Source organism: Halorussus salinisoli (genome assembly GCA_005239435.1).
Taxonomy (GTDB): domain Archaea; phylum Halobacteriota; class Halobacteria; order Halobacteriales; family Haladaptataceae; genus Halorussus; species Halorussus salinisoli.
On sequence record SZNP01000004.1, the window covers coordinates 663,224 to 678,662 of the forward strand.

The 15,439-nt window shown below is 57.4% G+C and carries 14 protein-coding genes and 1 pseudogene; 13 read left to right on the top strand and 2 right to left on the bottom strand.

The window, feature by feature from the left end:
* Window positions 1-87: 87 nt before the first annotated feature.
* The 4 genes and pseudogenes from E2484_RS14370 to E2484_RS25675 all read left to right on the top strand — a co-directional run.
* On the top strand, window positions 88-681 hold the full coding sequence (locus tag E2484_RS14370; RefSeq protein ID WP_137285877.1) for a helix-turn-helix transcriptional regulator: 594 nt from the start codon (window positions 88-90) through the stop codon (window positions 679-681).
* 266 nt (window positions 682-947) lie between these two features.
* Complete coding sequence (locus E2484_RS14375; RefSeq protein WP_137285878.1) at window positions 948-1,244, top strand: hypothetical protein; 297 nt, start codon at window positions 948-950, stop codon at window positions 1,242-1,244.
* A gap of 58 nt (window positions 1,245-1,302) precedes the next feature.
* Window positions 1,303-1,656 carry an SHOCT domain-containing protein gene (locus E2484_RS14380; protein ID WP_137285879.1) on the top strand — a complete coding sequence of 118 codons (354 nt, stop codon included), beginning with the start codon at window positions 1,303-1,305 and terminating at the stop codon, window positions 1,654-1,656.
* 507 nt (window positions 1,657-2,163) lie between these two features.
* Window positions 2,164-2,716, top strand: a pseudogene (locus tag E2484_RS25675) (IS5/IS1182 family transposase); the annotation flags it as partial.
* 46 nt (window positions 2,717-2,762) lie between these two features.
* Here the strand turns inward: E2484_RS25675 and E2484_RS14385 are convergent.
* The gene (locus E2484_RS14385; protein WP_137285880.1) at window positions 2,763-2,990 is read right to left on the bottom strand and encodes a hypothetical protein; all 228 of its coding nucleotides are present in this window, start codon (window positions 2,988-2,990) and stop codon (window positions 2,763-2,765) included.
* A gap of 294 nt (window positions 2,991-3,284) precedes the next feature.
* On the opposite strand from E2484_RS14385, the gene E2484_RS26125 reads away from it, so the two are divergent.
* From E2484_RS26125 to E2484_RS14425, 9 genes are all read left to right on the top strand, one after another.
* Window positions 3,285-3,482, top strand: coding sequence for a phage NrS-1 polymerase family protein (locus E2484_RS26125; RefSeq protein WP_394347920.1), 198 nt, complete (start codon window positions 3,285-3,287; stop codon window positions 3,480-3,482).
* A gap of 78 nt (window positions 3,483-3,560) precedes the next feature.
* Window positions 3,561-4,259, top strand: a complete 699-nt coding sequence (locus tag E2484_RS14390; RefSeq protein WP_137285881.1) for an FkbM family methyltransferase — start codon at window positions 3,561-3,563, stop codon at window positions 4,257-4,259.
* 521 nt (window positions 4,260-4,780) lie between these two features.
* A complete protein-coding gene (locus tag E2484_RS14395) occupies window positions 4,781-5,173 on the top strand; it encodes a transcriptional regulator FilR1 domain-containing protein (RefSeq protein WP_449272303.1) in 393 nt (130 codons plus the stop codon).
* 209 nt (window positions 5,174-5,382) lie between these two features.
* Window positions 5,383-6,078, top strand: coding sequence for a hypothetical protein (locus E2484_RS14400; protein ID WP_137285883.1), 696 nt, complete (start codon window positions 5,383-5,385; stop codon window positions 6,076-6,078).
* Between the two features lie 519 nt (window positions 6,079-6,597).
* On the top strand, window positions 6,598-8,490 hold the full coding sequence (locus E2484_RS14405) for an ABC transporter substrate-binding protein (protein WP_137285884.1): 1,893 nt from the start codon (window positions 6,598-6,600) through the stop codon (window positions 8,488-8,490).
* A 12-nt stretch (window positions 8,491-8,502) separates the two neighbouring features.
* The gene (locus E2484_RS14410; RefSeq protein WP_137285885.1) at window positions 8,503-9,495 is read left to right on the top strand and encodes an ABC transporter permease; all 993 of its coding nucleotides are present in this window, start codon (window positions 8,503-8,505) and stop codon (window positions 9,493-9,495) included.
* Entirely contained in the window at window positions 9,496-10,413 is a 918-nt protein-coding gene (locus tag E2484_RS14415) for an ABC transporter permease (RefSeq protein ID WP_137285886.1), read from the top strand.
* Between the two features lies 1 nt (window position 10,414).
* Complete coding sequence (locus E2484_RS14420) at window positions 10,415-12,466, top strand: dipeptide ABC transporter ATP-binding protein (RefSeq protein WP_137285887.1); 2,052 nt, start codon at window positions 10,415-10,417, stop codon at window positions 12,464-12,466.
* The gene (locus E2484_RS14425) at window positions 12,466-13,317 is read left to right on the top strand and encodes an HpcH/HpaI aldolase/citrate lyase family protein (RefSeq protein WP_137285888.1); all 852 of its coding nucleotides are present in this window, start codon (window positions 12,466-12,468) and stop codon (window positions 13,315-13,317) included. The genes E2484_RS14420 and E2484_RS14425 overlap by 1 nt, the downstream gene beginning before the upstream one ends.
* Window position 13,318: 1 nt before the next feature.
* On the opposite strand, the gene E2484_RS14430 is transcribed toward E2484_RS14425, so the two are convergent.
* A complete protein-coding gene (locus tag E2484_RS14430; RefSeq protein ID WP_137285889.1) occupies window positions 13,319-15,439 on the bottom strand; it encodes an acetate--CoA ligase family protein in 2,121 nt (706 codons plus the stop codon).

The window sequence follows — 15,439 nt, forward strand, 5'->3', positions numbered from 1 at the left end:
TCCACCTCTGCTAATCCGAACTGGTACAAAGGCCGAGACCCAACGACGAGGTATGAGCAAACGACGCACCGAATCGGGGTGGAGAAGATGAATCAGCGGCGGGCAGACGCCGTAGTCGGATTCCTTGTCGCAGCCGTCTTGATTTTCGGCGGCGCGCTCAGCTGGCAGGCCTATCAGCAAACCCGCGCCCTCAACGGAATGATGGGGTCAATGATGGGAACGTCGATGGGGTCAGTTCACGGACCGAACCCGTTCTGGTACATCCTCGGGACGCTCCTCGTCTCGACTGTCATCGCCGGGATCTATCTCGCCGTCCGCGACGATATTTCCACCACCGATGGAGGAATCGAACCTCGGACGGACGCCCCAAATACGCTAGAGTCGGATAGTGTCGACCTATCGGATATGGATGCAGAACCGAGCGAGTCGGTAACCACTGAGGAAGATGCACAGACGCGTACGCTCGACATCCTCCCAGAGGATGAGCGCCGCGTCCTTGAACCGGTGCTTACCTCACCTGGCATCACTCAGATCGAACTGCGAGATCGCTCAGACTTCTCGAAGAGCAAAGTGAGCCAGACCGTGAGTGCGCTTGAGAAGCGCGGATTGCTGTACCGTGAACGCCAGGGACGGACGTATCGAATCTACCCGAGTGATGAGATACATCAGAATCACGTGTGAAGCTCGCTGTTAGCGTCTGATTGACGACTTTGGAATACCTCCGTCAATTACAGCGGTTGCGAGGCGAAAGCCCACGGCTTCAGCCGTGGGAGGAGGTCAAGAAAGGCGTGGTGATTCTGACTGCTTAAATTCGGTAGTCATGAACGGTCTCCTCGAATAGAAACGGTTAGAACGTTCTATATACGTTCTTGAACGTTCTCCTACGTGGATTCACACCCATCGTGATAACTTCTGAGCCCTCCTACGACTAACCGAGGAGAAGGACAATGACCAACTTCAAATTCGGCCGCTGGCTGCTCGTGGCGCTCGCAATCGTCGGACTTGCGTTCGCCGCGCCCGTGGTCAGCGCTCACGGTAACGAAACGACTGGTGACGATGCGCCTCCGTACGACGGGACCGCCGACGATTGGGCGGGCTGGATGGAAGCGCAGATGACTGAACACATGGGCCCCAGTGCTGTCGAGTGGATGGAGTCACACATGGATGTGACCGTCGACGAGATGGCTCAGGACATGGCTGACGACGACTACGACGGCGAAATGTATGGCCAGAACCACTGCTGATGGGTCCTGACCATTTCAATCGCTTTGACAGAACACCGCGACTTACCAATATACGACAATGACGCAACTCACCACACACATCGGACGCACAGTTCGTCGACTCGTGATACTTGCCGTTCCTCTATTCGTCGGGGCGGCTAGCACGGCTACCGCCCACGGTGGCGGGAGCTACGGCGGTGGCATGATGGGCGGCGGTTGGGGACTCTTCGGCGGAACGATGGGCCTCTGGGGGCTCCTCTGGATGGGGCTACTGCTTGCTATCCCGCTATACCTCGTGTACGCACTCGGGGGGCGTCAAGAAGATGGAACCGACGAACAGCCGCTGTCAGTTCTCCGTGAGCGCTATGCTCGGGGCGAACTCTCGGACGACGAATTTGATCGGCGGCGAGAACAGTTGGAACGTGCTGGATGATCCTCTGTGACTACCGCTTCGGAACCCGATATAATTGTGATATTTTTATAGAATAATTGATTGGATGAATAGAGGTATATATTTGGTGACTTCGACCAGTTGGTCAAGATGACGATGGGCGCACCAAGATGAAGGATTCGGCACCATTTGTAATCGTCCGGAGAACTACTTGAGAAGCGGGGTCAACAACTCCTTGTTCATAGACCACCTAAAGGGACTATGGCGATCTCGGATCACATGGAGGAAGTAGAACCGACAATACTCATTGCACTCGGATTTATCCTCTTTCTGATTCCTGAACCTGCGACTTCCACACTCGGTGTCGGCCTGATGTTACTCGGTATCGTGTGGTGGGTTCAGTGGACATAATCGATAACACAATCCATTCCTGAACACCTACGTAGAAAACCATCGGCTGGTAGATGGATTCACTGGGCCTTGTTTAGATGCTGTAGAGAACGGCTCACTCCGGTGAACTAACTGACCTCTGAGTCAGATCCGAGTAGTGTGCCCTCTCGTCTCCCGCGCTTCACAGACCGTCTCGTAACACTGGCGAAACGCGCTGTCTCTGGCAATCCTTCATCAGCGGTCAAGAAGGGTGACGGCGGCTACGCTGACTGGGTAATCGTTGTGATTCACGGTCTCCGCGAATACCTTGACCTTCCATATCGACGGCTCCTCGGTGTTCTTCAGGAGACGCGCAGTATCGTCGAGAGAATGAATCTTGAACCAAGTGAGCTGCCAGATTTCACGACCATCTTCGCGCGGAAGCAGCAGCTCAAGATGGCGGTCTGGCGACCTCTCTTGCGACTCTCCGCTGATTTTTAACGATGTCGAAGACGTGCAGGCTATCGATGCAACTGGCTTCGACCGCCAGTCGGTCAGCCATCATTACGCAAATCGAATAAATTACACCTTCAGATCGGTTAAGACCACAGCGTTGGTAGACTGCGAAACCAGTACCGTATTGGATATTCACTGTTCAATGCAGCAGCCACACGACACCCAAGTCGGGCGGCAGGTACTTACGCGAAACCACAATCGATTACAAACAGTTACGCCAGCAAGCAATGAGCAGGTTCGTTCTGTACCACGAGATCTTCGCCTCAACCGGAAGCTCGTCGGTATTCAGAGCCTCGGCAGTCGGTATTCAGAGCCTCGGCAATCTCTTCGGCCGCGACGCTTCCCTGTCGCTCGGCCTGTGCCACCAGCTCGACAAACGTACCCGTCGGGACGGCCACGTTATCCCCAGCCATCTTGATGTAGAACTTCGTCGCCCTGTCGATGGCCTTGCTCGTGGTGTTCTTGCCCGTCGCCTTGAGGAGGGCGTTCATTCGTCGTTCGTGTGCGCCGGTCATCCGGAGGCGCCTATTTTTGCACACATCCGCTAGGAACCTAGTTTTGGAGTGACTGAACCGAAGTGAGCAAATAAAAGAGGTGGGAACAGGCGCTGATTGGGACAGTCGGGCAGGTTGCGGCGAGACGAGCGTGGTTCATTTTGCACACGGAGGTGGCGAGTTATGTATGCAATTCCGGGGATTCGTTTCTGCGCTCTTGCAACCCCATCCCGTGTTCTCCATTGGTGGGACGGACTCAACGACGGCAAGCCCTCAGCCTCGGAAGCGGATATGGCCTTCATTGAGCAACTATACTTCTGGTGTCAGGGTGACCAGCAATTGATGGATGAGTGTTTCCGAGCCTTTGGCCGGATGCGAGACAAGTGGGACGAGGTGCATTACGCGAATGAAGACACTTATCGCGAAAGGCATATCCGAAAGGCCTGTAGGAGAGGTAATGATACCTTCGACGGTAGGTATATACAATAATGATCAAAATAGTAATTATCACCTTTTAGCCGTGGTATCCCTCGAAACGTATTTACAGCATCTGCTGGTGGTAGAGGTATGATTGACCTGCGTGAGTCATTGAAGCCATATTATTACTTTCTAACAGACGAGTATAGAAGTTGGGAAGAAGTTGATATTTTGGGGGAAGAAATGTATTTCCCACCTGACTTTAATAAGAATAGTTGGAACATAGAGACAGAAAAGCCGGTGATGTCTCATCTTATACAACACATAAAAATTGGGGATGTATTTTGGGATGTGGGCGCAAATATTGGATTGTATAGCGTACTCGTGTCAAAACATCTTAATAATGACTGTACTATTGTTTCTTTTGAGCCCTATCTACCCATCGCAAAAAGGTTGGAGAGAGTATTAAAAAGGAATAATATAGAATCGTATATAATTAGAAGGCCACTTGGAACAGGGGATACAAATTCGGCCAATCTTGCAGGAGAGTTTCAAAAAGTTGAAACAAAAACGGCTAGCGGATTAGTTGCAAAAGGGGCTCCTAGTCCAGACGTAATCAAGATCGATGTAGAAGGTATGGAGTATTCTGCTTTGCAAGGTATGGAAGCACTTTTGGAAAATAATATTGTAAGTCACCTATACATTGAATTGCACCCAGATGTGATAGAAAAGAAGGGGCATAGCGTTAACAAAGTAACAAAATATGTGGAGGGTTTTGGCTATAATCCGGAGATATTGACTGAGCGTGGAGAAAATGGCAAACAACCGTTTGCATATTTTAGATGCTGAATTTTATATTTAATTCTCGATTATAAACTTGTTCTTAGCCACAGTGAAGCCAATTTCTTTGACGGGACAACGTACTGGGAAATAACCATTCAATTAGGACCCTCAAGCAAGCAATGATGCTTTCGAGGGGGGATACGTTGAGTTAGGGTGGGTACAGAAGGTCCACGAGGTATTTTCCATATACACTCTTGGGTAGGCGATTATTGGCGAAGTCGGTCTCGTTCAGTCCGAGAAGCCAACCTCCACCAACTCGTCTGCCTCCCTGTTCTCGGTTAACCGTTGACCGTGGGGTTCGTGAACTCGAAGCGTTGGGCCTGCTCACGTATACCGATAATGGGTATGAGCCGACTGTCTGTGGCCATCTTGCAGCTGAGGAATACCGCCGGTTTGAATACCGACTGGCACTGCTGTTTAACCTTCAACCGTTTCTCTAATGATTCCCGCTTTCGGAGTTCGATTTGTCGCTTGAATGGTTGGCTGGTGCAGAGTTGCTGCTTCCGAAGTCAAGTGATCCGTATGCGATGATCAACCGACACGTGCAACTAGTGAAGCAAGCACAATCCGGGAAGGCAATCCTTCCGCTTGTTGGTCTGCATGCTCATGAGGCAGGATACGAGAGCATTGTGGAGAACGGAGCAGAGATGGAATTAATCGTCTCTCCCGAGGTGGCTGAGACGCTCCAGAACGAAGCTGAATATGCTGAATTGACTGAGGAGATGGCGGCAACGGGTCGCTTGCACATGTTCAAGTACGAGGGAGAACTGCCGTATGCGATTGTGGTGCTTGATGAGACGGTGCAGATTGACGTTGATGAAGCGGGCGAACCCGGGCACTTTTGGAAACGGACGCTGAAGAGGTTCGAGACTGGGCACTGCAGAAGATTAAGACATATAAACAACAATCCACAGAAATAACTCTGCAGGAAGACCGTCGGCTTGAGCAAGGAGAGGATTGAAACACGTCTTGAATCTCGGTTTTCCTAGTCAGTCACCTTGTTTGTCCATCATTATGTCATGCGCATAGAAAGCCTTATATCGGGGAACGCAGGGGTTGACAGCGTCATCAGCCAATGATGTCTTAGCCGCGTTCATCCTTGAGTCTCCGTGGCATCAAGGGGAGAGTTATGAGAGAAACGATCCAAAACGTGGGCTTGCGCATCGTCGTGAGTGTTCTTGTGGTGACAATGCTGATTTCCAGTATTGGGACTGTCTATGCAGACGATAAGTGGCCGAGCAAGTGCGGTAAGAACACGCCCATCCTAAAGACGGGGACCTACAGTGGTTCACTGTCACCCGGTGATCAAGATGCGTTCCGCATTGCGCTTGATAAAGGAGATTATGCAAGTATTCATCTGCTCTACTCGCCGCCGGGAATGGACGCTCAAACGACAGGGCTACAAACGACAGTAGCACCTGCGAGAGTCTCTCCGCTGTATGTCCATTGGGAGGGAAATACCGAGGTCTCATTCACGTCGAAAAATGGTGGGGAGCTTCATGACCCTCCACGTGTGAATACAAACTATAGACATGGCTTCAGACTTTCTATGACGGATTTAGAATTCAGAGCGTATTCTGAAGAGCAAGGACCGGTGTGCATCCTATTTGAATCAGAAGAAAACACTGCCGGAGAATGGCGCATGGCTCTGGCTACGAATGACGTGAAACCACCGAAGCTAGATGCCGAGGCGATCACGGCCCAGCAAGAACTAGAACAACGAGTTGACCGACTAGAGAACCGTATTGCCGAACTTGAACAGCGCGTTTCGACACTCGAGGCCGAACTCGAAGCACCGAATAACTCGACGACTGCGACGGGGTAGGCCAAACACTATCTGTCCCCCTTTCTATCCTTAAGTGATAGCTCATCTCGTAGCACAACCGACTCGTATGCCGGAGATGCGCTCCCCCCTGAGAGTTTTTGGGCAATTCCTGACAGGAACGGTCTTATACCAGTACCAACGGGTTGGTAGCCCTCCCAGTGGGTGACGTGAAGAGAGATGTGACAGTAGTCTTACGGCAGTATGTGAGGCAATACCAATCGACGTGATTTTTGAAGATTCTTGGGACAGGAACCGTCGCCACCGGGGTGACCGCAGTTGAACTTCCCACCCCGGCGGATCTCGACTTAGAAATACACAGCGGTGAAGCTCTAACCGTGAAGTACCGCAGGGACAAGCCCCGAGGCACTCGCCTTGCTCATCTGTAGATAGGCCCGTTCTGTATTCAGCACAAGCGCAGTCCGAAAGTATAATAATTTTAATGGTAAGTATTCTTGGAGTGGTATTTGAAAGTGTTCCAAATCGTTAAGACGGGGCGAGAGGTCCTTGGGAACGGGTAGCATGAATGGGGGAAACAAAGTCAGCAGACGTCGAGTTCTGACGGCAGCCAGCATTGCGGGGGCGATAGGACTGACCGGAATTAGTACAGGTGCCGCCAGGAGTTCGTTGGACCGCATCGAAATGCAAGAGGACGACGGAACCGTGGAAACGCAGTACTGGAACGATTGGCCGATAGAGACCAAGAATAACGACAACGTCCCGTACGAGTATGAGGCCGTCGAGGGGGCTGAGGTAGCTCCCATAGTCGTGAACTTCGCCAGTGACGAGGAACCCTGGATGCGCGAGCACGCGTTGATGGTGCAACGGGCGTTAAACGACCTCGGTGTGCGGGTGGAGTTAGATGACGTGCCGACGAACGTAATGTACGACGAGTACTGGCCAGCAGACACAGGCCACATCGTACCAGTGACGATGAATACGCACGGGCCGGACCCCCAACGCGGGCTCGACCCGAATCCGTTCCTAATGCGGATGCATCCCGAAACGGGCGGGAACTACTACAACTACTGGAACGAGGAGATTACAGAACTTCTTGATGAACAGAAGACCGAAGTCGAAGACACGGAGCGCCGGGCGGAACTCGCCAAGGAGATACAGCAGAAGGCCAGCGAGGACGCCTATCTCCTGGCTATCGGCTTCACGGACGTCATCACGGCGGCGAACACGAACAAGTGGAACGGATACGTTCCGACGCCGGGCAACGGGACGACCCGCGACTCATTTATTTGGACGCAGGTCAACCTCCAGCCCCAGTCTGACGACACAACGTGGGTAAAGGGCATCACCGCCTCGATGGGCGGGCTCAACATCGCGTGGGCAGCGGGCGGTCCTGAGGCGAAACGATTGACCAACCTCTACGACGGCTTGTTCGACGCGTCGCCGCAACTGGAGATCGTTCCCGGACTCGCAACCAATGCCGATGTTGTCGATCCGCAGACCATCGAGATGGACCTCCGCGAGGGCGTGAACTGGCACGATGGCGAATCGTTCGGCCCCGACGACGTGAAGTTCAGCGTCGAACTGTTCGAGGAGTTCAACGCTCCCGAGATGCAGCCGTTCATCGACCCCATCGATAGTGTGGAGGTGCTTTCCAGCAACGGCGGTGGCCGCGTCCGGTTCAATCTCTCGGAACCCGACGCCGCGTTCCTGACTCAACGCGTCGTGCGGAGCGTCATCTTGCCCAAACACCGCTGGGAGGATGTCGACAATCCGGCACGACACAACCCGGACCAGCCGGTCGGGACCGGACCGTTCCGGTTCGTCGACTGGGAGCAGGGAACCCGCTTCGAAGTCGAGAAGTGGGACCAACACTGGATGTGGGACGAGGAGGTTCGCCAGGAGTTACTAGGCGACCACTTCGTTTCCGGCTCGGGCATCGACGGCATTGTCTGGGCGAACGTCGGAAACGTGGACGCGCTCATCGGCGCGCTCAGACAGGGCGACATCGACGCCATTGGGACGACGCTGGCGAACTCGCAAGCCGAACGGGCGGCCAGAACCGACGGCATCGAGAAGCAAGTCTCGAAGAACTTCGCTCCGCTCGACGTTCACCTTAGTCACATCTGTCCGCTTCTGCGGGACAAGACGTTCCGCAAGGCGCTCTCGCATACGACTGACAAACAGGGATTCGTGGACAGTGTCCTCGAAGGGCGCGCAACGATCTCCAAGGGTCAGAACCTCATCTCGCCATTGCTTGAGCAGTGGCACAATCCCGACGTCGAGCCGTACGAATACAACCCCGAGAGGGGACAGCAACTCCTCCAGCAAGCGGGCTACACTATGGAGGGTGAAATTCTCGTCTGGCCGGAGGGCGAAGCGTGGGACGCCTTCGTCACACGGGTCGAGGACGGTCACGCCGACAGGAACGACCTTGACCAGCCAGACTTCTCATAACCTACCTTCTCCATTATGAGCTTTCGACGCTTCCTGTTGAAACGTATCGCTATCTCGATAGTGCTGACGTTGGTCTCGGTTTCGGTCATCTTCCTCGTGCTTCGATTGCTGCCGGGTGACCCGTTCAGCTCGCTCATCGCCTCGGGTGGTCTGTCGCTCGAACAGGTCGAAGAGTTACGTGCCCAGTATGGGTTGGACGAGCCGATACACGTCCAGTACGTGAAATACCTCCAGAGCCTGCTCACCCTGCAGTTCGGATACTCCCTCGCACAGACCCGTCCAGTCACTGAGATTCTCTTCCCGCGACTGCTCAACACGCTCATCTTGCTCGTTCCGGCGCTCGTCACGACGGCCGTCGTGAGCTCGCTGCTCGGGATGTACGCGGGGTGGAATCGCGGCTCGCTGTTCGAGAAGTGGAGCATTGTGACGACGACGTTCTTCCGCTCGACACCCGTGTTCATCACCGGTATCTTCTTCCTGATGATATTCGCCTACTGGCTGGGCTGGTTCCCCTCGTTCGGGATGCGGAGCGCCATCGCAAACCCCGAAGGGCCGGTCGAGAAGTACGTCTCGATGGACTTCGCCGAACATTACTTCCTCCCCTTCATCACTGCGACCCTCTACTACAGCGGCGACTTTCTGCTGTTGGCTCGCAACAGCGTCGTCGAACGGTCGGGGTCGGAGTTCCTTGAACTCCACCGCGCGAAGGGCCTTTCGGACATGGAACAACTCGCGCGTGCAGGCCGGAACTCGATGTTACCGCTCGTAACCTACTTCGCGCTCCGTATGGGCATGCTGTTTCAGGGAGTCATCACGCTGGAGGTTGTCTTCGCGTGGCCGGGCATCGGGCGCGCTCTCGTGCAGGCGATCAATCAAAAGGACTACCCGACGATTCAGGCGGCGGTGTTCATCATGGCCGTCGCAGTCATCGCAATGAACCTGTTCGCGGACGTGCTGTACGCGAAACTCGACCCGACCGTCAGCGCTGGGGAGGGAGAGATGTAGATGTCTACTAGCACTGCCAAAGTGATCGGCAACAAGCTCCAAGACGGGTACGAGCGGAGCCGCCAAGTCCTCGACGTCGTTCTGCGGGACGACTGGGCGAAGATCGGGTTCGGAATCATCGTGGTGTTCTGCTTCCTCGGGCTGTTCGGCCCGGCACTCGCCCCTTACGACCCCATCGAGCACACGATGCGCAACGAGGACCAGGAGGTGATGCGGCTCTCCGAACCAACAGCGAACGCGCCCCTCGGGACGACTACGTTCGGCAAGGACATACTGAGCCAGTTCCTCGCGGGCGCTCGACCCACGTTCATCGTCGGTTTCTTCGGCGGGGTCGGGACCGGCATCATCGGATTCCTCGTCGGACTCACCAGTGGCTACTTTGGCGGCCGCGTAGACGAGGTGCTGATGCGACTGACGGATCTAACCTTCGCCCTTCCATTCCTGCCAATGGCGCTGCTCATCCTCACGTTCGTGACGCCGACCGTGTTCCTCATCGTCGGGGTCATTGTACTCTTCTTCTGGAAGATGCCAGCCCGCGTCATCCGCTCGGAAGTGCTCACCGTCCGCCAACGGACGTTCGTCAAATCCGCCCGTGCGAGCGGGGCGGGCCACCTGCGGACGATGTTCCTGCACGTCGCGCCGAACGTCCTGCCTGTCGGGTTCCTGTACACTGCCTACGCCGTCTCGTGGTCCATCGCGGGACAGGCCTCGCTGGCCTTCCTTGGGTTCGGCGATCCCACAACCACGAGCTGGGGTCGGATGCTCCGGCAGGTCTTCGAGTCCGGAAGTATCCGCGAGGCGTGGTGGTGGGTGCTGCCGCCAGCAATCGGTATCGCCGCAATAACTACTTCGGTCTTCCTCGTCGGACGCTCGTTCGAGGAGGTCGTCAACCCCGAGATTCGGACTGAGAGGGAGTAATATGCCACTACTAGAAGTAGAAGACCTGAAGATAACGTACAGCACGGCCGAAAAGGATGTTCACGCGGTCAACGGCGTCTCATTCGACGTCGAGCCCGGAGAGAACTATGGCCTCGTCGGGGAGTCAGGTTGTGGCAAATCGACCATCGCCCACTCGGTTCTCGGTCTCCTCGACGACAACGCGAACGTCGAACGCGGCGCTGTCCGCTTCGACGGGCGAGACCTCCTCGATCTCAGCGAACGCGAGTGGCAGGACGTTCGCTGGGAACGGATCGCCTACATCCCACAGAGTGCGATGGACTCGTTGGACCCCGTGATGACCGTGGGCTCACAGATAGTTCAGGCTATCCGAAAGCACCGGAGCGTAACGAAGTCCGAGGCCCGCGAGCGAGTCGCGGAGGTCTTCGAAATCGTCGGTCTCGATCCAGACCGGACGGGCGACTACCCACACCAGTTCTCTGGCGGTATGCGCCAGCGCGTCACCATCGCGATGGCGCTCGTCCTCGACCCCGACCTAATCATCGCTGACGAACCGACGACCGGACTGGACGTCATTGTGCAGGACAAGATAATCGGTAAACTGCTCGACATCCAGGAGGAAATCGACAGTTCGCTCCTGCTCATCACCCACGACATCGGCGTCGTGGCCGAGACGTGCGACGACGTGTCGGTCCTTTACGGCGGGAAGGTGATGGAACAGGGCCGGACGTACGACGTGTTCCGTACGCCGACGAACCCCTACACCATGGGACTTCGAAACTCGTTCCCGGATATCGACGACCTCGACAGCCACGCCCTCTCGATTCCAGGGTCGCTTCCGGAACTCGATACCGACCCTGACGAGTGTGTGTTCCGGAACCGGTGTCCGTTCGCTACCGAGGAATGTGCCAAGGCCCACCCGCCACTCGTAGAAGTGGACGACCAGCACTCGGCGTGCTACTACGCCGACGCCGCGCCGGAACTCCGGGACGACGCTTCGGACCCCGAGACGTGGGGACTGCCGATTGACCTCAATCGTGGGGACCGGGACCTCGGCGAGATTGTACTGGAGACCGACGATCTCTCGAAATGGTTCGAGCAAACCCAATCGATGCTTCAGCAACTGCTCGCCAAGGAGCCCGACTATGTCAAGGCCGTTCAAGACGTATCTATCGACGTTCGTGAGGGCGAAATCGTCGGAGTCGCCGGGGAGTCAGGATGTGGTAAGTCGACGCTCGGCGAGGTCATCTCCCTGCTCCAGCGTCGGACTGGCGGCGACATCACCTTCCGGGGCAAATCGGTGGACGAGTACCTCGACGGGGACATGAAGACGTTCCGCTCGAAGGTACAGTTCATCTTTCAGGACCCGTTCGACTCGCTGAATCCCCGACAGCGCGTCAGGAGTATCGTTGGAGAGCCGCTGAAGATACAGCGGCGTTCGGCGGACGAAATCGAACGCCGGACGGTCGAGATTCTCTCGGACGTGGGGCTCGAACCGCCCGAGAGATTTCTTGACAAGTTTCCCCACCAGCTCTCGGGCGGAGAGCGCCAGCGGGTCGCTATCGCTCGGGCACTCGTCCTCGACCCGGAACTGCTCATCTGCGACGAACCAGCGTCGATGCTCGACGTGTCGTTGAAGGCCAGCATTCTCAACATCCTTCGAGAGTTCGCCGACGAACGCGGGATGGGGGTCGTCTACATCTCCCACGATCTCGCCAGCCTCACCCAGATAACCGACCGTCTTGCAATCATGTACCTTGGCCGAGTGGTCGAGTTCGGCGATACCAGCGACGTGATTCGGAACGCGAAACACCCCTACGCCGCGTCGCTCCTCTCGGCCTCTCCGAAGGCCGATCCGGGGATCGACCGCGAACGGGTCTTCCTCCCGGGCGAGCCGCCGAATCCGATCGACCTCCCGAAGGGGTGTAACTTTGCCCCGCGCTGTCCGAAAGCCCGCGAGGAGTGTCGGCAGTCCGACCCCGCTGACGACGAGTTCGCCGACGGCGACCACCGCGCAGCCTGCTACTTCCCGGTGGAGAACGTTGACGAGGAACTGCTGGAGGAGTATAACTGATGGCTCACAGACGACGGCGCTCGGCACTGTTCACGCCCGCAGACGACGTAGCGATGATGCAGAAGGCCGCGACCACGGCGGCCGACGGCCTCGTGTTCGACCTCGAAGACGCAGTGCCGGAGGACGCGAAGGGAGACGCTCGTGCGAATCTCGAACGCGTCGTCAACGAGACGGACTTCGGCAACAAGGAGGTCGCAACCCGCATCAACGGGGTCCGGAGCGACCACTGGAAGACGGACATCGAATCGGCCGTCGAAGCCAAGGTGGATGCGGTCTGCGTCCCGATGGTCGAACACATGACCGAGGTCCACCGGGTCCACGACGAGCTCGCGGCCCTCAGTGACGACCCGCCGGTCGTCCGCCTCGGCGTCGAATCGCCCGAGGGCGTGTTCGGCGGGGCCGACATCGCCCGCGCGGGCGACGAAACGGGGGCGGTCAGTCTCTCGTACGGGATTGCCGACTACTGCCGGGCGATCGGGGCACCGTCCATCACTGACCGGGTGCGCTCCCAACTAGAGTTTCTCGTGAGTAGCTACGCCGCACTCGGCGGTCTCGAAGCGTTTGCGTCGGTCTATCTCGATTTGGAAGACGAGCAAGGGCTCCGCCGGGCCGCCGAGAGTGCCCGCGAAGTCGGGTTCGGCGGGATGGCCGCCATCCATCCAAAACAGCTCTCGGTCATCAACGAGGCCTTTACCCCGAGCGAGGACGAGGTCGAGCGCGCGCGGCGACTCGTCACAGCGTTCGACGACGCGGAGAAAGACTCGCTGCTCGTCGAGGGCGTCTTCCTCGACACAGCGACCGCGGAGCGGTATCGCGAGTTGGTCGAGCAATACGAGCGAGCTTCGGAGTGAGCTACTTCGTCCGGAGCAGCGCATCCACAGCCACTGCACCTTCCTCGGTGACAATGATCGGATTCAAATCCAGTTCCGCGACGTCCTCAACCTCTACAGCGAGATCGCCGACCCGGACCAGCAAGTCGGCGAGTTCAGTGGCGGGAATCGGCGAACCGTCGCGACGCTCAGATAGCAACGACCCCAGTTGCGTGGACGCGATGGCGTCTTCTGCGTCGAGATCAGAAAGTGGTGGGACCCGGACCGCTTGGTCCTCCAGTAGTTCGACCAGTACTCCGCCGGGACCGACCGTCACGAGCGGTCCGAACAGTTCATCGGTCGAAACGCCGACCAGCGCCTCGACGCCGTCCTCGACCATCGGTTGGACGAGGACACCTTCGATGCTCGCCTCGTCGACGCGTTCGCACGCGTTCGAGACGATTTCTCGATAGGCGTCGGCGGCCGCTTCCCGGGTCTCGATGCCGACCCGGACGGCATCCGCGTCGGAACGGTGCGGGAGTGCGGACGAGTCCACCTTGAGAACGACCGGGAAGCCGAGGTCGGTGGCTGCGTCGGCGGCGGCTTCGGGGTCTGTGACGAGACGGGTCTCGACAGTCGGCACGTCGTAGGCGTCCAGCAATTTTTCCGACTCGGACCACGTGAGCACCGTGTCCTCGGAGAGATCGAATTCGGCCTCGCTCACCCGGTCTTCGAGCGCCCGACGGCGAGGACGGTCGGCGAGATGCTCCTGGGTCTGGCCGAACTCCACGAGTGAGGCGACCGCATCCATACACCGTGCCGGATCGTAGTAGACGGGTACCTCCTCGCGCAACCGCTCGAAGGGAAGCCGCTCGGGGCTGGAGTCGTGGGGCTCCTTCCGACCGGTCCAAAGGACGAACACGGGGTCGTCGGCCCGGTCCGCGATCTGTAGCAGGTCGTCGGCGACCCGTTCGGCGCGCTCGTCGACGGCAGACAGACCGAGGGCGAACACGTACGCGTCGAAGGCGTCGTCGGCGAACAGGGTGTCGGTGATCGCTGGAAGCACCTCCGCACCGTACCCCCGAATGTCGGCGGGGTTGTGCATCTCACCGAAGGTAAGGAGGTCGTCCATCTCCAGCAGGTCGCGTTCGGTACTTCCCGTGATGTCCGGCAGTTCGAGGTCGTGCTCAGCGGCCATATCTGCGAGTAAACTGGCGAGGCCACCACTGGTTGAAGCGATACAGACGTTCGATCCCGATGGCGGGTCGAAGTTCGCGTGAGCGTTCGCTCGGCTCAGTAGGTCGGGAATGTCGGGGACTCGCTGCACGCCTGACTGCGCGAAGGCACCGTCCCACGCAGCGTCGCTCCCGGTCACGGACCCGGTGTGCGAGAGCGTCGCCGCCTCTGCGGTCTCCGAGCGACCGACTTTGACGGCGAGCACGGGCGTCCCCGACCGGGTCGCGTCGTCAGCGACGGACACGAACCGGCGAGGGTTGGAGATTCCCTCGATATAGGTACAGATTGCTTCGGTCGACGACTGGTCGGCTAGGTACGAGACGTAGTCGGAGACCGAAAGATCAATTTCGTTGCCGGTAGAGACGATGTGCGAAAACGAGATGTCCTCGTCGGTCGCCCGCTCGAAGAATGTAGTAAACGCGAGCGCACCGGACTGGCTGACGAGACCGATAGAACCGGATTCGGGCTTCCGCGAGCAGGTACTGGTCAGCACCACGCCGTCTCTGGCGTTCGCTACCCCGATGCAGTTCGGGCCTGTTACGCGAATGTCGTACTGCCCGATTACGTCCGCAAGTTTGGCCGCAAGTTTTTCGCCGGTCTCGTCCGCCTCGCTGAACCCGGCAGTGATGACGAGCGCCGCCGGAACGCCGCGTTTGCCTGCGGTATGTACCACATCTATTACGTACTCGCGGGGAACGCTGACGACGACGAGGTCGGGGTCGTCCGGTACCTCTTCGAGCGAGTTGTAACAAGTTCGATTCCAGACCTCCTCTCGGCCGGGGTTCACCGGGTAAAGTGTCCCATCAAATCCATAGTTGAGCAGATTGCTCACGAGGTTCGATGAGTAAAACGAGTCCGGACTCGCTCCGACCACCGCTATCGTCTCGGGACTGAACAGTGATCCGAGAGCCGCACTCTCTTTTGTCAT